This is a genomic window from Nocardia sp. NPDC050406 (assembly GCF_044459025.1).
Taxonomy (GTDB): Bacteria; Actinomycetota; Actinomycetes; order Mycobacteriales; family Mycobacteriaceae; genus Nocardia.
This window is the reverse complement of the sequence record NZ_JBITIM010000002.1, coordinates 292,530-315,685: the sequence shown is the minus strand read 5'-3', so window position 1 is coordinate 315,685 and position 23,156 is coordinate 292,530. Positions and strand designations below refer to the sequence as shown.

Annotated in this window: 1 protein-coding gene (only partly in view); it reads right to left on the bottom strand. The window is 69.6% G+C overall.

Annotated features, from left to right (window positions below):
• Positions 1 to 103: 103 nt before the first annotated feature.
• On the bottom strand, positions 104 to 23,156 hold the 3' portion of the coding sequence (locus ACIBH2_RS14870; protein ID WP_397117568.1) for a non-ribosomal peptide synthase/polyketide synthase. 5,405 nt of this gene lie beyond the right edge of the window; 23,053 of the gene's 28,458 nt are visible here — the last part of the coding sequence; its start codon lies beyond the right edge, outside the window; the stop codon is at positions 104 to 106.

The window sequence follows — 23,156 nt, the reverse complement described above, 5'->3', positions numbered from 1 at the left end:
CGCCGCTGATCAGGGTGAGCAGGGCGGTGATCAGGGCGTTGACGTCTACGCCTTCCATATGTGTTCCTTTCTTCACTGTTCGGAAAAGCTCTTTCCGACAGGTCTATTGGTGGCCGAGGATTCGGCAGATGTGGGGCGCGGCCTCTGGTGCGGTCATGCGCCAGTGCGTCGCCGGTACGGGGTGGTTGTGCGGGACACCGTCGATGAAGTCGGTCCAGCTGCCGATGCCTCGGCTGTGGGTCGGATCATCGTGGGCGGCGGTGAAATACAGCAGGTCGCCCTTGAAGCGGCGGGGGCGGTAGTGGCCGATGAGGGCGAGGGATCGTAGGCCACTGTCGATGATGCGGGAGATGCGGTCCGGGCCGAGGGAGGCGAAGGGCTCGCCATGGGTAGCGAGTAGGGCGGCGAGGGCTTCGGGAGATATTGCGGCGTCATCGAAACCCGTTGTATTGCCGAGCAATCCGCCCAAGATCTCGGCGATCGGGATGCGTACCCGATCGTCGGCCGCGTCCACATCCAGCGAGCTGTCCAACATCGCGAGGGTTGCCACCTGATGGCCCTGTTCCTGGAGCTGGACGGCCATGGCGTGGGCGAGCACGCCACCCAGTGACCAGCCGAGCAGGTGGTAGGGGCCTTCGGGTTGGACGGCGCGCATCTCACGGACGTACAGGGCCGCCCAGTCCTCGATGGAATCCGGCAGTGGCGCATCGGATCCCAGCGCCGGGGATTGCAGGCCGTAGAGGGGACGGTCGGCATCCAGGTGGGCGGCGAGTCCGGCGAAGGACCAGGCGATGCCGCCGACGGGGTGGATACAGAACAGCGGTGCGCCCTTGCCGTGCGGTCGCAGCGGCAGCAGCACGTCGAAGGCGCGGTCCGTACCCAGATCTCCAGCCGCCCTGTGTACCTGGGCGACGACTCCGACCGGTGTGGGTGCGGTGAACAGCGCGGCCACTGGAATGCGTTCGCCCAGAGCCACGCTCAGCCGCGCGGCGAGTTGGACGGCGACCAAGGACGTGCCGCCCAGCTCGAAGAAGCTGTCGTCCAGGCCGACCCGATCGACGCCGAGCACGTCGGCGAAGACGGCACAGACGGTGGCCTCCAGCTCCGTTTCGGGAGCACGGAATTCGCGGGCGGTGAAGGTCGGTTTCGGGAGGGCTGTGCGGTCGAGTTTGCCGCTCGAGTTCAGCGGGAACGCCTCCAGCGCCACAATGGCGGTCGGAATCATGTACGCGGGCAGTACCCGCGCGAGGGCGTCGGTCAGCTCCTGTCGGTCGATGCGATGCCCGGGCGCGGGCACCGCGTAGGCGACCAGCTGATCGCCGAGCGCGGTCGGAACCACCAGCGCCACGGCCTGACTCACGGATGGCCGGGTCAACAGCGCGGTCTCGATTTCACCGAGTTCGATGCGCTGGCCACGGAACTTCACCTGGAAGTCGGTGCGGCCCAGGTACTCCAGGCGGTGCGGACGATCGGCGTCACCCTCGCGCCACACCACCAGGTCGCCGGTGCGGTACAGGCGCTCACCCTCGCCGAGGGGATTGGCGACGAAACGGTCGGCGGTCAGATCCGGGCGGCGCACGTAGCCGCGCGCCAGCTGGTCACCGGCGAGGTACAGCTCACCGGGCACACCCGGCGGCACCGGCCGCAGACGCGCATCCAGTACGTAGACCCGACTGTTCCACTGCGGCACCCCGATCGGCACGGTGCGGGTGTCGCGGGAGTCGGCCTGCCAGTAGGTGATGGAGACCGCCGCCTCGGTGGGGCCGTACAGGTTGTGCACACGGATATCGCCGAGTGCGCGGACCGCGGCCGCGGTCTCCGGCGGGAGCGCCTCACCGATGACGAAGACGTCGCGCAGGGTCGGGCACGCTCCCACCGGCGTGTGCGCCGCGAAGACGGCGAGCATGGAGGGCACGAAGTCCGTGACCGTGACGCCGTGTGCGGCAATCGTTTCCGCGATGTAGTCGGTGTCGCGGTGACCGTCGTGGGTGGCGACCACCAGTGTCGCGCCCGACCGCAAGGGCATGAAGTAGCCCCACAGTGAGACGTCGAAGGTGGTGGCGGTCTTCTGGAGGTAGACGTCGTCCGGGCCCATGGGGTACTGGGCGAGCATCCACGCGATCTGGTTGTCGATGGCGCGGTGGGAGACGGCCACGCCCTTGGGGCGGCCGGTGGAGCCCGAGGTGAAGATGACGTAGGCCGGGTTGTCGGGGGTGACGGGGCGTAGCAGTTCGTCGGGGCGCACCGGGTCTGCCGAGTAATGGTCCAGCGCAAGGCTGTCCAGGAGCAATACCGGGGTGTCCCCGGGGCACTCGACCGCATCGGAGGTGGTGGTGAGCATCGCGACGGGTTGCGCGGTATCGAGTATGTGCGCGATGCGTTCGCCGGGGTGGTCCGGATCCAGGGGTACGTACGCGCCGCCCGCCGTGAGGATGGCGTACATGCCGACGACCAGGTCGAGGGAGCGGCGAACAGCGAGGCCGACAAGTGATTCCGCGCCGACGCCATGCTCGATCAGGAGCCGCGCCAGCCTGTTGACCCGTCGGTCGAATTCGCGGTAGGTCAGTGCGGTGCCCTCGAAGACGACGGCCACCGCGTCGGGATGGGCGTCGACCGTTCGCCGGTAGCCGTCGAGCAGGAGTCCGCGCGCGACTGGATGCCGAGTTGCGTTCCAGTCCAGCAGGATTCGCGTGGACTCGTCCGGGTCGAGGAGGTCGATGTCGCCCACGGGGCGGTCGGGATCGGATGCTATCGCCGACAGGAGCCGGTTCAGGCGTTCGGCGAAGCCCACCACCGTCGATTCGTCGAACAGATCGGTGGCGTAGACGAGCTCGCCGGTTATTCCGGCGGGTGCGCCGTGCGCGTCGTAGTTGTCCGACGCAATCCAGTGCAGATCGAATTGCGCCGTGGCGGCATCGAATTCGAGGTCGGTGACGGCCAGGCCCGGCAGATCCAGGCTGGTGCGGGACAGGTTCTGGAAGGACAGGCCGACCTGGAACAGGGGGTGGCGGGCGGTGGAGCGCACCGGGTCGATCACCTCGACGAGGCGCTCGAAGGGGACCTCCGCGTGCGCGAAGGCTCGCAGGTCGATATCGCGCTGGCGGGTGAGCAGATCGGTGAACCCGGTGGTGGCGGTGACCTCGGTGCGGAAGACCAAGGTGTTGACGAACATGCCGATCAGATCGTTCAGGGCCGCCTCGCCGCGACCCGCCATCGGGGTGCCGATGGCGATATCGGCGGTGCCGGACAGGCGCGACAGCAGGACCGCGAAGGCGGTGTGCACGGCCATGAACAGGGTCGCGCCGTGGGCGCGGGCCAGATTCGCCAGCGCGGCATGGGTTTCGGGGGCGATGCGGATATCGACCCTTCCGCCTCGGAAGGATTGGACGGCCGGGCGTGGGCGGTCGGCGGGGAGGTCGAGTTGGTCGGGGAGGTTGTGCAGGGCTTGCCGCCAGTAGGCGAGCTGTTGTGCCGCAAGGGATTCCGGGTCGTTCTCGTCGCCCAGGATTTCGCGCTGCCAGAGGCTGTAGTCCGCGTACTGCACGGGCAGGGGCGCCCAGCTCGGCGGTTGGCCCTGGGTGCGGGCGGCGTAGGCAGTCATGAGGTCGCGGGTGAGGGGTGCGAGGGAGGAGCCGTCGCCGCAGATGTGGTGGATGACCAGGGCGAGGATGTACTCGCCGGTCTCCGGGACGCGCAGCAGGGTTACGCGGAGGGGGACCTCGGTGGTGACATCGAATCCGGTGGAGGTCAGGTCGGTCAGGGCCGGGACGACCTCGTCGGGGGTGATGGTGCGGACATCCAGTTCCGTGGCGGATTGGGTGAGGGGCAGGATCACCTGTACGGGGCCGTCGGCGGTCTGGGGGTAGACGGTGCGCAGGATTTCGTGTCGCGCGAGGATGTCGCCGACCGCGCGGCGTAGGGCGTGCTCGTTCAGCTCGCCGGTGAGGCGGATGGCGAAGGGGATGTTGTAGGCGGTTGCGGTGGGGTCGAATTGGTTGAGGAACCACATGCGCTGCTGCGCGGGTGAGAGGGGGATGGTGTCGGGGCGTTGGCGGGGGGTGAGGGGGACGCGGGGGCGGGTGGTCGTGTGCGTGGACGCCTTGGTGGCGAGGGCTGCGACGGTGGGGGCCTCGAAGAGGGTTCGGACGGGGATGGTGGTGTTGAGGGCTGCGCTCAGGCGGGAGGTGACTTGGGTTGCCAGCAGGGAGTTGCCGCCGAGGGTGAAGAAGTCGTCGTCCGCGCCTACGCGGTCGACGCCGAGGACCTCGGTGAAGACGCCTGCCACGATCTCCTCGATGGGGGTCGAGGGGGCGAAGGGGGTGGACTCGAACTCCGGTTCCGGGAGGGCCTTGCGGTCCAGCTTGCCGTTGACGTTCAACGGGAGAGCCTCGAGGACCACGAAGGCGGACGGGACCATGTACGACGGGAGTGTCGTCGAGAGCGCGGACTTCACGGTTGCCACATCGATCTGCGACGCAGCAGGGTTCGGTGCCGCGGGCTCTTGCTGCGCTTGCCCACCCTGCGCCCCTGGCGCAGACTGCCCAAGCGCCCCGACGAGGTACGCCACCAAGCGGTCACCTGTGCGCTGGTCGGACTTCGCGATGACCGCCGCCTGGGCGATCTCGGGCAAGGCGAGGAGCGCCGCTTCGATTTCGCCGAGTTCGATGCGGAAGCCGCGGATCTTGACCTGGAAGTCGGAGCGGCCTCGGTAATCCAACTCGCCATTGGCGTTCCAGGCTACGAGGTCACCAGTGCGGTACATGCGGGAACCGGCGGGGCCGTAAGGGTTGGCTACGAAGCGGTCGGCGGTGAGATCGGGGCGGCCGAAGTAGCCTCGGGCCAGTTGCGCGCCCGCGAGGTAGAGCTCGCCGGAGACTCCGGCCGGGACCGGGCACAGGCGCGCATCCAGGACGTAGACCTGGCTGTTCCATTCGGGGGTGCCGATCGGGACCGATACCTCGTCGGTGTCGGTTACGCGGTGGCTGGTTATGGAGACTGCTGCTTCGGTGGGGCCGTAGAGGTTGTAGAGGTCGACGTGGGGGTGGGCTGTGCGGAATCGGTGGGCCAGGGGGGCGGGTAGGGCCTCGCCGATGGTGAGGACGCGGCGGAGGCCGCTGAGGGCGGAGGCGGGCGAGGGGGCGGTCAGGAGGGCGTCGAGCATGGAGGGCACCGCGTGCAGGGTGGTGACTCGCTCGCTGGCGATTAGGGCGTTGAGGTAGGTCGGTTCGCGGTGGCCGTCGACGGTGGCGATGACCAGACGGCCACCGCAGACGGCGGCCGACCAGAATTCCCAGACCGACAGGTCGAAGGTGGCGGCGGTCTTCAGGAGCACGGCGTCATCGGCGCACAGGCCGAATTCCGCTGTCTTCCAGTGCAATTGATTGGTGATGGCCGCGTGTGAGACCGCTACGCCCTTCGGACGACCGGTGGATCCGGAGGTGAAGATGACGTAGGCGGTGTTGGCCGGACGCAGCGGGGCGAGGCGTTCGGCGTCGGAGATCGCCTGGGCGGCACCGTCGTAGGGGACGGCGTCCATCCGCACCACCGGTGCGATATCGGTCGCGAAATCCGCGTCGGCATTGGTGAGTACGCAGATCGGCGCGGCCGTCTCGAGGATGTACGCCGTGCGGTCGGCCGGTTGGTCCGGATCGACCGGCACATAGGCTCCACCGGCGGTGGAGACCGCGTACATCGCCACCACGAGGTCCACGCAACGCCGCAGCGCCAGCGCGACTCGCACCTCCGGGCCGACGCCCAGCGAAATCAGGTGCCGGGCAAGGTGGTTCACTCGCGATGAGAGCTCGCCGTAGGACATCTCGGCCCCATCGGCCACGAGCGCGACACGGTCGGGGTCCGCCGCCGCCGTGCGCTCGAAGAGGGACGGCAGCGTCGCTTCCGGTATCGAATGCCGAGTCTCGTTCCAGCTCACCAGGATTCGATGGCTCTCCGCCGCGTCGAGCAGGTCCACCGAACCCACCGGCTGGGTCGGAGTCTCCACCACCGAGGCGAGGACGCGCTCGAGCCGACGCACGAAACTCGCGACGGTCGACTCGTCGAACAGCGCCGTCGCGTAGGTGAGCGAGGCCGACAGTCCGGCTGCTGCGCCGCTCGCCTTGTACCGGTCCACCACCACCAGGTGCAGATCGAACTGCGAGATCGCGGAGTCGAATTCCACCGCGGCGACCCGCAATCCCGCGAGCCCGAAGTCGGCGGTCTCGGTGTTGTTGAACGAGAACCCGACCTGGAACAGCGGATGCCGCGCCGTGGAGCGCACCGGATCGAGCACCTCGACGAGCCGCTCGAAGGGCACGTCGGCGTGGGAGAAGGCTGCGAGGTCGGCCTCGCGCACCCGGTCGAGCAGGGCGGTGAAATCGGCGGCGGCGTCGATCTCGGTGCGCAGCACCAGGGTATTGACGAACATGCCGACCAGGTCGTCCAGCGCGTCCACGCCGCGACCGGCGACGGGGGTGCCGACGGCGATATCGTCGCTTCCGGAAAGGCGCGCGAGGACCAGCGCAAAGGCCGCGTGCACCACCATGAACAGGGTCGCGCCGCGCTCGCGTCCGAGTTCGGCGAGGCGGGCGTGCGTGTCGGCGTCGATGGTGAAGGTGATTTCCCGCCCCGCCGTGGCGGCCACCGGCGGCCGGGGCCGATCGGTGGGCAGTTCCAACTGTTCCGGCAGCCCCGCGAGGGCGTTGCGCCAGAAGTCGAGTTGACGCGAGATCAGCGATCGCGCATCGTCTTCCGCCCCGAGCCGGGCCCGCTGCCAGAGCGCGTAGTCGGCGTACTGCACCGGCAGTGGAGCCCATTGCGGCGCGTGGCCCGCGCGCCGGGCGGCGTACGCGCTCATCACATCTCGGGCCAGTGGAGCCATGGAGGCACCGTCGGCGGCAATGTGATGCGCCACGACGACGAGGACGTACTCGGGTGAATCCGCCTGGGCGGCAACCTCGAACAGTACGGCCCGCACCGGCACCGAGGCGGTGACGTCGAATCCCGCGCTCACGAATTCGGTGACAGCACCGACCACCTCGGCGGCCGCGATCGAAACGTGTTGGAGCTCAGGCGCATCGCCCACCGGCAGCACGACCTGCACCGGCCCGGACGCGGTCTGCGGATACACGGTTCGCAGCACCTCGTGCCGCACCACCACATCCGCGATGGCGGCCTCGAGCGCGGCGATGTCCAGGTCACCGGTCAACCGCAGCGCCAGGGGCATGTTGTAGGCCGCCGAGTCACCGTCGAATCGATTGAGGAACCACATGCGCTGCTGCGCCAGCGACAGCGGCACCGGCCCGGACTCCGTGCGCGGAGCCAGCACCGGCCCCCGCACCGCCACTCCCCCTCCGGCGTCCACGGCGGCGGCCAAGGCGGCGACGGTGGTGTGCGTGAACACGCTCCGCATGGCCACCTCGACCCCCAGCCGCTGCGACAGTCGCGCCGCGAATCGCACGGCGCTCAGCGAATTGCCGCCGAGGGCGAAGAAGTCGTCGTCCAGTCCGACCCGCTCGACCGCGAGCAGCTCCGCCAGGGTCCGCGCGACCAGACCTTCGGTCGCCGTGCGTGGGGCGCGAAACTCGGCCGTCCGGAACACTGGTTCCGGCAAGGCTTTTCGATCCAGTTTGGCCGTCGGCGTCAAAGGTACGGCGTCGATGACCATGATCGTCGCCGGAACCATGTAGGAGATCAGCGAGGCACCCGCGAAGGCGCGCAGTTCGTCGATGTCGATCTCGCATCCGGCGGCGGGCACCACATACGACACCAGCGACACATCCCCGGATCGTCCGGTGTGTCCGATGGTGACCGCGTAGTCGACGGTGTGATGGCCGCGCAGTACCGCGTCGATCTCACCGAGTTCGATGCGCAACCCGCGCACCTTCACCTGATCGTCGGAGCGGCCGAGGTATTCGAGCACCGGGCCACCCGCGCCGCGCCGCACCCATCGCACCAGATCGCCGGTGCGGTACATGCGCGCGCCCGGCACGAACGGGTGCGCCACGAAACGCTCCGCGGTGAGACCGACGCGGCCGTGATAGCCGCGCGCCACACCCGGTCCGCTCACATACATTTCGCCCGTCGCGCCGTCCGGCACCGGCCGCAGTCGGGCGTCGAGAACCAGCGCGGACAATCCGGGAGCCAGCTCACCCAGCACCACGGCGTCGCCGGGTCGCAGCGCCGCACTCATATGGGTGGTGATGGTGGCCTCGGTCGGGCCGTAGGAGTTGTACAGCTCCCGCCCCGCGCCCCAGCGCTCCACCAGCCCGGGACCGAAACCCTCACCGCCGACCGAGAGGTACCGCAGCCCACTCAGTCGCTCCGGTTCCAGGGTTTGCAGTACCGACGGCGTGATCAGTGCGTGCGTCACCGCTTCGGTCTCGATCAGTTCGCTCATCTCGGTGCCGCCGTACACGTCGGCGGGGCAGATCACGAGTGCCGCGCCGACCGGCAGCGCCATGAGCAGTTCCATGAGCGAGGCATCGAAGCTCGGCGAGGCGCGGTGCAGCACGCGATCGGAAGCCCGTGTGGGGCAATGGTCCCGGTGGATGGCGGCGACCGCGCTGATTCCGGCATGGCTGACCACGACGCCCTTGGGGCGGCCGGTGGATCCGGAGGTGTACATCATCCAGGCGGCGTTCTCGATGCGTACGGGCCGGACCAGCTCATCCGGTTCGATGGGCGCGTCGTCGATATGGCGCAGCCGCGCGGTGGTGAGATCGTCGTCGAGCACCAGCCAATCGGCATGTCCCGCAACGCTCTTCAGATGGTCAACGAGGGTAATGCCCATGACCGCACCGGAATCCGACAGCATGTACGCGATGCGCTCGGCCGGATAGGTCGGATCGACCGGCAGGAACACCGCACCCGCCTTCGCGACGGCCCACAGCGCCACCATGGAGTCCATGGAGCGCGGAACCGCCACGGCGACAACATCTTCAGCTCCGACACCGCGCCCGATCAGCAAGCGCGCCAGCCGGTTGGACCGTTCGTCGAGCTCGCGATAGTCCATCGCACGGCCCCGGTACACGAGCGCCGTCGCCTGGGGATCGAGTTCGACCGCCATCTCCATGATTTCGGCGAGGGTGACCGGCGGCAGTGCCTTCGGCCCGCGCCGGGCCAGCAGTTCGGCCCGCTCCACGGGCGCGAGCAGGTCGAGGTCACCGATGGCGATACTCGGGTCGGCGGTGACCGCGCCGAGTATCCGGCCGAACCGCCGCAGGATCTGCGCCGCCGTGGCCTCGTCGTAGAGATCGGTGGCGTAGGTGAGCTCCACGACCAGGTGCCCGTCGGCGTCGAGATCGTCGCCGACACTGAAGGTGAGGTCGAATTTGGCGACGGTGTCGTCGAAGTCGACATTCTCGAGCACCAGGCCGGGTACGGCGTGGGTGTCGGAGCCCAGGTTCACGTAGTTGAGGGTGACGGTGAACAGCGGATGCCGGGACTGGTCGGACACCACGCCCAGGGCGTTCACCACCTGCTCGAACGGCACCGTGGCATGGGCGAACGCCGCCAGATCGGCGGTCCTGGTCTCGGCCAGCAGATCCGCGAAGCGGCGGTCGGGTGCGGGCCGGGTGCGCAGCGCGAGGGTATTGACGAACATGCCCACCAGGTCGTCGAGGGACTGTTCGCCGCGCCCCGCCACCGGGGTGCCGATGGCGATATCGTCGCCGCCGCAGAGTCGGCCCACCAGCACCGCCAGCGCGGCGTGCAACACCATGAACGGTGTCGCGTTGTGCTGCTTGGCCACCACGCGCAGCCGCTCGCCGACGCCATTGCCGACCCGGGCGCGGACCACCGCACCCCGGTAGGAGGAGACGGCCGGACGCGGTCGGTCGGTCGGCACCGTCGCCTGGTCCGGCAGTCCGGCGAGAGTCGCACGCCAGTAATCCAATTCGGCCTCGGCCACCGCGGCCATGACCTGTCGCTGCCACAGCGCGTAATCGGCGTACTGCACCGGCAGCGGCGTCCACGCGGGCACGGCACCGGCGCTGCGGGACAGGTAGGCGAGGATCAGATCGCGCAGCAGCGGGTCCGTGGACGCGCCGTCACCGGCGATATGGTGCAGCACCGCCACCAGGACGTGGCTGGTGTCGGATTCCCGCAACAGCACCGCACGCAGCGGCAGTTCGGCGGTGACATCGAATCCACGCGCCACGAATTCGTGTACGCGCGGGACCACCGGCCCGGCGACATGCTCCACCCGTAGCTCGATGGCGGTCTCCGGCGGCAGGATTTCCTGGTACCCCGCCCCGTCGGAGTCCATCGGATACCGGGTGCGCAGCACCTCGTGCCGGGCCATGACGTCGGCGACGGCCGCCCGCAGGGCCGGGATGTCGGGTTCGCCGATGAGCCGCACGGCGGCCGGAATGTTGTAGGCCCCCGAGTCCGGGTCGAGGCGGTTGAGCAGCCAGATGCGAGTCTGCGCCTGCGACAGCGGAATTCGATCCGGGCGTGGCTGGGCGGTGAGCGCGGGGAGTCGGCGGCCGCCGGTACCGGTGGCGCGGACGGCCAGTTCGGCGACGGTCGGCGCTTCGAACACCTCGCGGACGCTCAGATCCGCGCCGAAGGCGGCATTGGCACGGGCCACCAGCCGCATGGCCAGCAGGGAATTGCCGCCGCGATCGAAGAAGTCGTCGTCCACACCGATGGGCGCGCCGCCGAGCAGGTCGCCGACGATAGCGGCGAGCACGGCTTCGGCCCCTTCCCTCGGCGCGCGGTAAGCGGTTGCGGCGGCATCGAATTCGACGCTCGGCAGCGCCTTGCGGTCGAGCTTTCCGACGCTGGTGCGCGGCATGTCCTCCAGGACCACCAGATGCGCGGGCACCATGTACGCGGGCAGTTGGGTGCGCGCCTGCGCGAGCACCGCCTCGGCCGACAGCCCCGCGCCCGCGACATAGCCGACGAGGCACTCGGTTCCGGCGCGGTCCTTCGCCAGCAGCACGGCCGCGTTGGCGACGCCCTCGGCCCCGAGCAGCGCCGCCTCGATCTCACCGAGTTCGATGCGCTGGCCGCGCAGCTTCACCTGGAAGTCGTTGCGGCCCAGGTACACCAGGTTGGCGTCGCGGTTCCAGCGCACCAGGTCACCGGTGCGGTACATGCGGCTGCCGGGCACCCCGAACGGGTCGGCCACGAAGCGCTCCGCGGTGAGTTCGGTCCGCCCCTGGTAGCCGCGCGCCAGCTGGTCACCGGCGAGGTAGAGCTCGCCGACGACCCCGGTCGGCACCGGCCGCAGGCGGCCGTCGAGGACGTAGGCGCGGGTGTTCCAGTTGGGTCGGCCGATGGCGACCTCGTACTCCGGGTCGGCGTCGGTGAATTCGTGGTAGATGGCGGAAATCGCGGCCTCGGTGGGACCGTAGGCATTGTGCACCGCACCACCCACGTGGTCGCGCAGCGCGGCCAGCAGGTCGGCGGAGAGCGCTTCGCCGCCGGTGTGCAGATGCCGGAAGGAGCGCAGCGCGTCGCCATGGCCCTCGGCGAGCAGCGCCGCCAGCACCGAGGGCACATGTTCGGCGATGGTGACGCCGTATTCGCGCATCGTGCGCGCCAGGTAGTCGAGGTCCTGGTGGCCGCCCGGCCGCAGCAGCACCAGCGGTGCGCCGACCAGGGCGGGCAGGAAGCATTCCCATACCGAGACGTCGAAGGAGAGCGGCGCGCGCTGCATGATGACGTCGGAAGCGGTGACGGCGTAACGGTTCTGGAGCCAGCGCAGCTGATTCATGATGGCGCGGTGATCGGTCGCGACACCCTTGGGCAGGCCGGTGGAGCCCGAGGTGAACAGCACGTAGGCGAGATTGCGCGGACGCAGCGCGGCAATGCGTTCGGCATCGGTGACCGGGCCCGCGGGCAGGCCCGCGAGATCGAGATCGCCGACGGCCAGACAGCGCACACCCGAGATCTCCGGCAGTGTCACGCCATCGACGGTGAGCACCACGGTCGCCGCGGCCGTGCGCAGTACGTGCGCGATACGGTCCTCGGGATGTGACGGGTCCACGGGCAGGTACGCCCCGCCCGCCTGCACGACGGCGTAGAGCGCGACCATCATGTCCAGGCAGCGCTGCGCGGTGACGCCGACCACCACATCGGGGCCGACGCCTTCGGCGATGAGCCTGCGGGCCAGGCGATTCGCGCGCTCGGCCAGTGCCCGCCAGGTGAGCGATTCGCCGTCGAACCGCACCGCCACGGCCTCCGGATCGGCGGCGGCGCGACGGTCCAGCAGATCGGCGAGGGTCTCCCGGGGCAGCATGGCGGCGGTGGCATTGCGATCCGAGAGCAGTTGTCCGCGTTCGGCTACCGACATGAACTCGACGTCACCGGCGGCGGCGCGCGGATCGGCGATCATGGCGCGCAACAGCCGTTCGTAGCAGACGCGGAAGCCGGTGACGGTCGCGCTGTCGAACAGGTCGGCCGCGTAGTGAATGTGCACGTCTATTCCGGCCGGAGCACCGTCGTGGTGGCGGTCGCGCAGCGTCCAGTCCATATCGAACTGGATCGGCGGCACGCCGGGGTCTACTCCGGCAATGGCCAAGCGCTGCAATCGGAATTCCGGCTGCGCGTGATTCTGGAGTGTGAACGCCACCTGGTAAATCGGCGAATACGACTGGGAGCGCGCCGGATTCAGGGCGTCGACCAGGGTTTCGAACGGCACCGCCGCGTGGTCGAAGGCACCGAGGTCGGTATCGCGTACCTGCGCGAGCACTTCGGCTATCGGCGCCTCGGGCCGAACCTCGGTGCGCAACACCAGGGTGTTGACGAACATGCCGACGAGGTCGTCCAATGCCTGGTCGCCGCGACCGGCGACCGGGGTGCCCACGACGATGTCGCTGGTCCCGGTGAGTCGTGCCAGCAGCACCGCCAGCGCGGTGTGCAGCACCATGAACGGCGTCACCCGATGCGCGGCGGCGAATTCGACTATGGCGGCGTGCAATTCGGCGTCCAGCTCACCGGTGACCGCACCGCCTCGGGTGCTGGCCACCGCCGGGCGGGGACGATCGGTGGGCAGCGCCAGGACATCGGGTACGCCGTCGAGACGGCGCTTCCAGTAGCGCAGCTGTCGTGCCAGCACCGAGTTCTCGTCGGTCACCTCGCCCAGGGCGGTGCGCTGCCAGAGGGCGTAGTCGGCGTACTGCACCGGCAGCGTGCCGAATCGTGGTGCGACATTGGCGCATCGGGCCACATAGGCCTTGGCGAGATCGCGGGTGAGCGGTGCGAAGGACCAGCCGTCGGCGGCGATGTGGTGCACGACGAACAGCAGGATGTGGGTCTGCGGGGTATCGGCCACGCGCAGCAGCCGGACCCGCAGGGGCACCTCCACGGTGACGTCGAAGACGGTGCGCGCCACGGCGTCCACCACGGCGGGCAACTCGGCGGCGGTGACAGTCTCGGGCACCAGGTCCACCAGTTGGGTGCCGGTCGGCAGGATGAGCTGGCGGGCCTCGCCGTCGTGTTCCGGGTAGAGGGTGCGCAGGGTTTCGTGCCGGTCCAGCACATCGGCGATGGCGGCCCGCAGCGCGGACACCTCCAGCGCTCCGGTGAGGCGCAACGCGAAGGGGATGTTGTAGCCGCCGCTCTTGGCGTCGAAGCGGTTGAGGAACCACATGCGCTGCTGGGCGATGGAGAGCGGAATGATGTCGCCGCGCTCGCGGGCCACCAGCGGCGGCAGTTCGGCGCCGGTCTCGAGGGCGCTGACGCGTGCGGCGAGTTCCCGCACCGTCGGCGCGTCGAAGACGGTGCGCACCGGGACCGCTGTGCCGACGGCCTTGGTGAGCCGGGCGCACAGCTGTGTCGCGATGAGCGAGTTACCGCCGAGCGCGAAGAAGTCGTCGCCCGCGCCGACCTGGCCGACGCCGAGCAGATCCGCGAACACCTCGGCGACGAGATGTTCGATTTCACCTGCGGGGGCGAGGAATTCGGCGGTGTCGAAGACCGGGTCGGGAAGTGCTCGGCGGTCGACCTTCCCATTGGCATTGAGCGGGAGGGCATCCAGCACGACGAAGGCCGACGGAACCATGTACGAGGGCAACCGCGCCGCCAAGTGGGTACGCAGCTGCTCGGCGTCCGCGGTGCCCACCACGTAGCCGACGAGTCGATCGCCGACCCGCTCGTCGGCGCGCAACACCACCACCGCCTGAGTGACGGATTCGTGTGCGGTGAGGGCGGATTCGATCTCGCCGAGTTCGATGCGCAGTCCGCGCAGCTTCACCTGGAAGTCGGTGCGGCCCAGGTACTCCAGCTCACCGTCCGGGGTCCAGATCATCAGATCGCCGGTGCGGTACATGCGCTGGGCATGCTCGAAGGGATTGGCCACGAAGCGATCCGCGGTGAGGTCGCATCGTCCGACATAGCCGCGCGCCAGCTGGTCGCCCGCGAGGTACAGCTCACCGGCGACGCCGACGGGCACCGGCCGCAGACGTGAATCCAACACGTACAGACGAGTATTGAGCACCGGACGGCCGATGGGCACCGTGTCGATGTCGCCCTCGCCCACCTCGTGCGAGGTGACATCGACGGCGGCCTCGGTCGGCCCGTACAGGTTGTGCACGCGCGCACCGGTCAGCTCGCGCATCCGGTGCGCGGGCTTCGGTGACAGCGCCTCCCCGGAGGCGAAGACGTGCCGCAGCGTGGTGGCCGCGGCGGCGGCCTGCTCCGCCACGAACACCGCCAGCATGGACGGTACGAAGTGCGCGACCGTAATGGCCTCGCGCGCGATGAGCTCGGCCAGGTACACCGGGTCGCGGTGTCCGTCCGGCGCGGCGATCACCAGCCGCGCCCCGACCTGCAACGGCCAGAAGAACTCCCACACCGAGACGTCGAAGGTGGCCGGAGTCTTCTGCAACACCACATCGTCGGCGGTCAGTCGATACTCCGACTGCATCCACACCAGGCGATTGACGATCGCGCGGTGACTGACGGCCACGCCCTTGGGCCGACCCGTCGAGCCGGAGGTGAAGATGACGTAGGCGGTGTGCTCGGCGCGCAGTGGCCGAGCCCGCTGCGCGTCGACGATCGGCGCATCGGAGTAGCCGGACAGATCCAACAGGTCGATCCGCACCTGCGCGGTGTCGACGGCCAGGTCCTCGCCCGAGGTCAGCACGGCCACCGGATCGGCGGTGGCGAGGACGTGGTCGACGCGGTCGGCGGGCTGATCCGGGTCGAGGGGTACGTACGCGCCGCCAGCCGCCAGTACCGCGTACATACCGACCAGCAGATCGACCGAACGCCGCATGCCCAGCGCGACAAGGGAATCCGGGCCAACGCCCTGGGTGATGAGGTGGCGGGCCAGCCGATGCACGCGGGCGGCGAACTCACCATAGGAGAGACTGCTCCCCTCGAAGGTCAGCGCGGCGGCGTGGGGCGTACTCACCAACTGCGCTTCGAACAGCGAGATGAGGGTGGGGGCCGGTCCGTCGACGCGCATATCGGCGGCGGTGTCGTTCCAGTCGTAGAGGACCAGTGCGCGCTCCTCGGCGTCGAGGAGGTCCACATCGCCCACCGGCATGGACGGGTCGGCGGCCACCGCGGTGAGCACACGCAGGAACCGGGCGGCGAAGTCCTCGGCGAAAGCGGCGTCGAAAAGGTCGGTGGCATAGACGAGTTCGGCCCCGGCGACCGCGCCCTCGCCCGGCTCGCCCAGGGCGAGTTGCAGATCGACCTTGGCCGTCGACTGCTCCAGGCCGAGTTCGGAGACCGCCAGCCCCGGCAGTTCCAGGCTGGCGGCGGACTGGTTCTGGAACGACAGCATGACCTGGAACAGCGGATGCCGGGCCGGGGTACGCGGCGGATCGAGCACCTCGACGAGGCGTTCGAACGGCACGTCGGCGTGGGCGAGCGCGGCGAGATCGCGGTCGCGCACGCCGCGCAGCAGGTCGGTGAAGCCGCGGCCGCCGTCGACCCGGGTGCGCAGCACGAGGGTGTTCACGAACATGCCGACGAGATCGTCGAGGGCGCGGTCGCCGCGTCCGGCCACCGGAATGCCGACGGCGATGTCGTCGCTGCCGGACAGGCGCGCCAGCAGGACGGCGAAGGCGCTGTGCACCGCCATGAACAGGGTCGCGCCGTGGGTGCGGGCCATTCGCTCCAGGTCGGCGAGGAGTACGGCGGGCACCTCGAAGCGGTGGGTCGCGGCACGGTGCGTGGCCACGGCGGGGCGCGGGCGGGTCGACAGGCGCAGTTCGTCCGGCAGCCCGGCGAGGGCATCGCGCCAGTAGCCGAGTTGACGGGCCGCGATCGAATCGGCGTCGTCCTCGGAGCCCAGGGCGGCGCGCTGCCAGAGCGCGAAGTCGGCGTACTGCACGGGCAGCGGGGTCCAGTGCGGGGCGGCACCGGCGAGCCGGGCCGCGTAGGCGGCCATGAGATCGCGGGCGAGCGGACGCAGCGACCAGCCGTCACCGCCGATGTGGTGCAGCACCAGCACCAGCACGTGGTCGTCGTCGTCGATCGCGAAAAGCGCTGCGCGGACCGGGATTTCCGCCGTCACATCGAAACCGACGCCGACCGTCGTCGCGATCCGTTCGCGCAGTCGCGCCTCGGTCACCGCGATCGGCTCCAGGTTCGGCAGCCCTCCGGTCGGCAGCACCACCTGGATGCCGCTGCCGTCGTCGGTTTCCGGGTAGACGGTGCGCAGCACCTCGTGGCGGTCGGTCACATCGCCGATGGCCCGGCGCAGGGCCTCGATGTCGAGCGCACCGGTGAGCCGTACCGCCAGCGGAATATTGTCGACGGCCGATTCCGGATCGAAGCGGTTGCGGAACCACATGCGCTGTTGGGCCAGCGACAGCGGCAGCCGGTCGGGCCGGGGGCCAGCGGTGAGAGCCGGTCGACCGGTACCGGTCCCGGCGAGGTCCGCCACCCGCGTGGCCAAGGCCGTCACCGTGCTGGCCTCGAAGAGATCGCGCACCGCCAATCGCGCGTCGAGCGTCGCGCCCAGACGGGCGATGACCTGGGTGGCGACGAGGGAATTGCCGCCCAATTCGAAGAAGTCGTCGTCGCGTCCGACCCGCTCGCGTCCGAGGACATCGGCGAAGGTGCCCGCCACGATCTCCTCGAAAGCGGTAGCGGGGGCGCGGAATCGCTTGGCCTCGAAGACCGGGGCGGGCAGGGCGGTGCGATCGAGCTTGCCGGAGGCATTGAGCGGGAAGGCGTCCAGCACCATGAAGCACGCGGGCACCATGTAGCTCGGGAGCCGCCGCGCCAGCGCGGCCTTCACTTCGTCGATCACGACGGGCTCGGTCGGCACCAGGTAGGCGACGAGTTGATCGCCGGTGTGCTCCTCGCGCGCGACGACCACCACCGCCTGGGCGACGGAATCCAGTGCGGTGAGCGCGGATTCGATCTCGCCGAGTTCGATGCGCAGTCCGCGCAGCTTCACCTGGAAATCGGTGCGGCCCAGGTACTCCAGTTCGCCGTGCCGGTTCCACTTCACCAGATCGCCGGTGCTGTACATACGTTCACCGGGTTCGAAGGGGTTGGCCACGAAGCGGTCGGCGGACAGCTCGGGCCGGGCGATATAGCCGCGCGCGAGCTGCGCACCGGCGAGGTAGAGCTCCCCCGGAACGCCGACCGGTACCGGCTCGAGGCGCGAATCGAGCACGTAGACACGGGTGTTGAACACCGGGGACCCGATCGGGACGGTCACGCTGTCGGCATCGGTCACCTCGTGGAAGGTGACGTCGACGGCGGCCTCGGTCGGTCCGTACAGGTTGTGCAGGCGTGCGCCGGTGCGCTCGCGGAATGCGCGTGCCGTGGCCGCGGGCAGCGCCTCGCCCGAGGCGAATACCTCACGCAGCGTGGTGGTTTCACTGGCCGCGCCGAGGAATACGGCGAGCATGGACGGCACGAAGTGCGCGACCGTCACCCGTTCGCGGGTGATGAGCTCCGCCAGATACGCCGGATCTCCGTGTCCGTCGGGCGCGGCGAGCACGAGCGTCGCACCGTGTCGCAGCGGCCAGAAGAATTCCCACACCGAGACGTCGAAGGTGGCCGGGGTCTTCTGCAACACCACATCGTCGGCGGTGAGGCGGTAGCGCGACTGCATCCACACCAGGCGATTCGTGATGGCCGCGTGGCTGACGGCGACGCCCTTGGGCCGACCGGTCGACCCCGAGGTGAAGATGACGTAGGCGGTGTTCGACGGCCGCAGCGGTGCGCGGCGCTCCGCGTCGCGGACCGGGGTGCCGTCGTGGCCGTCCACGTCGAGGAGGTCGACGGGTAGCACTTTCACCAGGCGGCTGGTGGTGAAACCGGTACGGCTCGTGGTCAATACGGCCAGCGGGGCGGCGGTGTCGAGCACATGGTCGACGCGTTCGAGCGGCTGCTCCGGATCGACGGGTACGTACGCGCCACCGGCCGCCACCACCGCGTACATGGCGACGACGAGATCCAGCGACCGGCGCATCGCCAGGGCCACCCGGGCCTCCGGTCCGACGCCGTGCGCGATGAGGTAGCGGGCCAGGCGGTGTACCCGGGTCGCGAACTCGGCATAGGACAGAGCTGTCCCCTCGAAGCGCACCGCCGGTCTGTCGGGGCTCACCGCGACCTGCGCGTCGAACAGCGAAGGCAGTGTCGCCGCGGCGCTTTCCGGCAGCTTGTCGCCGATATCGACGCGGGTGGCGTTCCATGCGGTCAGCACCTGCCGCCGTTCCTCGGCGGCCAGGAGATCGATATCGCCGACGATGCGCCGCGGCGCGGTGACCACGGCCGACAGCACGCGGACCAGCCGATCCGCGAAAGCCGCGACGGTCTCGGCATCGAACATGTCGGCGGCGTAGGCGAATTCGGCGCTCAGGCCGTCTTCGGCGTCGTCTTCGGACACGGTGAGGTGCAGATCGACCTTGGCGGTGGCCGCCTCGACGGGCAGACCGGTGACCTCGAGACCGGGTAGCTCGAACGTCGTCCGTGCCAGGTTCTGGAAGGTCAGCATGACCTGGAACAGCGGGTGCCGCGCTTGGGAGCGGGGCGGATTCAGGATTTCGACGAGCCGTTCGAAGGGCAGGTCGGCCTGTCCGAAGGCGGCGAGATCGGTGTCCCTGGTGCGGGTGAGCAGATCGCCGAAGCTCTCCCCCGCCACCACCTCGGTGCGCAGGACGAGGGTGTTGACGAACATGCCGATGGCGTCGTCGAGGGCCGCTTCGCCGCGGCCCGCCACCGCGGTACCGATGGCGATATCGGCGTGTCCTGATAGTCGGTACAGCAGCAGGGCGTAGGCCGCGTGGGCCACCATGAACAGGCTCGTGCCGTGTGCGCGCGCCAGCTCGTGCATTCCGGCGCGGAGTTCGGCGTCGATGGTGAACCGGTGCACGCCACCGCGATACGAGGCGACGGGGGGGCGCGGTCGGTCGGACGGCAGGTCCAATTGGTCGGGCAGTCCGGCCAGGGTTTCGGTCCAGTAGGAGATCTGCTGGGCGATGAGCGAGTCCGAGTCCGCTTCCGAGCCGAGCACCTCGCGCTGCCACATCGCGTAGTCGGCGTACTGCACCGGCAGCGGAGCCCATTGCGGGGCGACACCGTTGGCGTGGGCCGCGTAGGCGACCATGATGTCGCGGGCCAGCGGGCGCACCGACCAGCCGTCCGCGCTGATGTGGTGCACCACGAAAACCAGTACGTGCGTGGGCTCTTCGGCATCGATGACGCGGAACAGTTTCGCCCGTACCGGAACCTCGGCGGTGACATCGAAGCCGGTGCCGACGAGTTCGGCGATGCGCTCGGCGATGCGGGCTTGCGAGACCAGTACCGGTCCCAGGTCCGGAATGCGGTGTCCCACGGGCAGAATGCGTTGTACGCCCTGTCCGGCCGAGGTCGCCGGGTAGACGGTGCGCAGCACCTCGTGTCGGTCGAGCACCTCGCCGAGGGCGGTCAGCAGGGCGGTTACGTCGAGATCGCCGGTGAGCCGGACCGCGAGCGGAATGTTCTCCACCGCGGAGCTCGGGTCGAAGCGATTGAGGAACCACATGCGCTGTTGCGCCAGCGACAGCGGGACCGGCTGCGGTCGCGGCCGCGCCACCAGCGCCGGACGCGCGCCGATACCGGCCCGCTCGGCCACCCGAGCGGCCAGCGCCGCCACCGTGGACGCCTCGAACACCGTGCGTACCGGCACCCGGGTGTCGAGGGCCGCGCCGAGGCGTGCCGCCACCCGGGTGGCGATGAGCGAGTTGCCGCCGAGTTCGAAGAAGTCGTCGTCACCGCCAACGGGCCGGTCGAGACCCAGGACGTCGGCGAAGGTCTCGGCTACCAGGCGTTCGGCGCGGCCCGCGGGCAGGCGGAATTCCCGGGTCGCGAACGCGGGCGCCGGGAGCGCCTTGCGGTCGAGTTTGCCGGAGGAGTTGAGCGGCAGGTCGGCCAGCACCACGAAGGCGGACGGCACCATGTACGACGGCAAGCGCTGGGCGAGAGCCGCTTTCACGCTCGCGATATCGACCGTGCGGTCGGCGGCGGGCACCAGGTAGGCGACGAGTTGGCCGCCGCCGGACTGTTCGTCGCGGACGAGTACGGCGGCGCGCGCCACCGCGTCGAGTGCGGTGAGGGCGGCCTCGATCTCGCCGAGTTCGATGCGCAGACCACGCAACTTCACCTGGAAATCGCTGCGGCCCAAGTAGACCAGTTGTCCGTCGGTCGTCCACTTCACGAGATCGCCGGTGCGGTACATGCGCTCGCCGGTACCGAACGGGTTGGCCACGAACCGGTCCGCGGTGAGGTCGGCGCGGCCGAGATAGCCGCGCGCCATTTGCGTACCCGCGAGGTAGAGCTCCCCCACCAAGCCGGGAGCCACCGCCCGCAGCCGCGAATCCAGCACGTAGACATGGGTGTTCCACACCGGTCCGCCAATGGGTACCGGGCCGGAGACGTCGGCGGGAACAGGTGCGGCGGTGGCGTGCACGGTGAATTCGGTTGGCCCGTAGAGATTGTGCAGTTCGGCGGTACCGAGGCGACGGAAGGCCGCGACGGTTTCGGCGGTGAGCGCCTCACCCGCGATGAGCAGGGCGCGCAGCGAGCGCACGGCCTCGGCGTCGGCCTCGGCCGCGAATACCGTCAGCATGGACGGGACGAACGAGGTGATGGTCACCCGCTCGGCGGCGATCACCTCGGCGAGATAGCGCGGATCGCGGTGGCCGTCGGGCGCGGCGACCACCATGCGCGCGCCGGTGGCCAAGGGGGCGAACAGCTCCCACACCGAGACGTCGAAGGTCGCGGGGGTCTTGAACAGGACGACATCGTCGATATTCAGGCCGTATTCGGTGGCTAGCCAACGCACCTGGTTGGCGGCGGCGGCATGCGGTACGGCCACGCCCTTGGGTCGCCCGGTGGAACCGGAGGTGAAGATGACGTAGGCCGTGGTGGTCGGCCGCAGCGGCGCGAGGCGATCCGCGTCGGTCAGCGGTGCGTCGTCGTAGCCGGACACATCGAGGGAGTCGATACGAATCTGTCTGGCCCCCAGGCCTTCCAGGTCTTCGCCTGAGGTGAGCACACGCACTGGCCGGGCGGTGTCGAGGACGTACGCGGTGCGTTCGGCCGGGTGCTCCGGGTCGAGGGGTACGTACGCGCCGCCCGCCGCCAGTACGGCGTACACGCCGACCACCATGTCGATGGAGCGCCGCATACCCAGTGCGACAAGCGTTTCCGGCCCGACGCCCTGCGCCACCAGGTACCGGGCTAGGCGGTGGACTCGTGCCGCGAAGTCGGCGTAGGTGAGGCTGGTGCCCGCCGAGACCACGGCGGTGGCGAAGGGGCTGCGTGCCGCCCGCGCCTCGAAGGCCGAGAGCAGGGTGGCCTCGACCGGCATGGGCCGCGCGGTGTCGTTCCACTGCTCCAGGACCAGCGCGCGTTCCGCCGCGCCGAACAGGTCGATATCTCCTACCCGAATCCGAGGTTCGGCGACCACCGCCCGCAGTACGCGAACGAAACGGGCGGCGAAGGCGTCCACGGTGGCGGCGTCGAACAGCTCCGACGCGTAGCGCAGACTGCCGCCCAACCTGCCGTCGGGCCGCTCGGCGACGATCAGATGCAGGTCGAATTTCGCTGTGGTGTCCGGGATTTCGACGGGCGCGATGGTCAGCCACGGCAGTTTCAGCTCCGCCGCGGACTCGTCGCCGAAGCTGAGCAGCACCTGGAACAGCGGGTGCGCGCCGGTGGAGCGGTCGGTGACGAGTTCCTCGACGAGCCGTTCGAACGGCAGGTCGGCATTGGCGAAGGCGGCCAGGTCGGCGTCGCGGACCTGGGTCAGGAATTCGGTGAACGGCGCCTCGGCGTCGACCCGCGTGCGCAGTACCAAGGTGTTGACGAACATGCCGATGAGGTCGTCGAGTTCCCGGTCGCCGCGGCCACCGACCGGGGAGCCGACGGCCACGTCCTCGACGCCCGCCAGCCGCGCCAAGGTGGCCGCGAAGGCGGCGTGCACCACCATGAACAGGGTCGCGCCCTGCGCGCGGGCGATCTCGCGCAGACCCGACAGCAGCTCGGCGTTCACCTCGAAATCGACCGCGCCGCCGGTGTTTCGCGGCCGCGCGGGGCGTGGGCGATCGGTCGGGAGCGGCAGCTGTGCGGGCAGTTCGGCGAGGGTGTCGCGCCAGAACGCCAATTGCTGGTGCGCGAGATCGCCCGGGGCCGTGTCGGATCCGAGCAGCTCCCGCTGCCACAGTGTGTAGTCGGCGTACTGCACGGCGAGCGGTTCCCAGTCGGGAGCCCCTCCGGTGAGCCGAGCAGCGTAGGCGCGCATGAGGTCTCGTACCAGTGGCGACAGCGACAGCGCGTCACCGGCGATGTGGTGCAGCACCACCACGAGGACGTACTCGTCGGCGTCGAGGGCAGCGTGCTCGCCGTGGTCGACCACGAGCAGGGCGATCCGCGACGGCAGATCCCGGGTCACATCGAACGGGGCCTGCGCGATGGCGGCCACCGCCGCGCTCACTTCGCCGACCTGTACCGGTACGGGGGCCAGGCTCAGTCCGACTTCGTCGGCGTCCAGAACACGCTGGTACGGGCCGAATTCGGTATCCGGGAAATACGTGCGCAGGGATTCGTGACGGGCCAGTACATCCAGTACGGCCTGTTCGAGCGAGGTCACATCGAGGCGACCGGTGAGCCGCAGCACCAGCGGCAGGTTGTAGAGGCTGGAGCCGCCCTGCTCGCTCTCCATGCGATTGAGGAACCACAGGCGCTGCTGGGCGAGC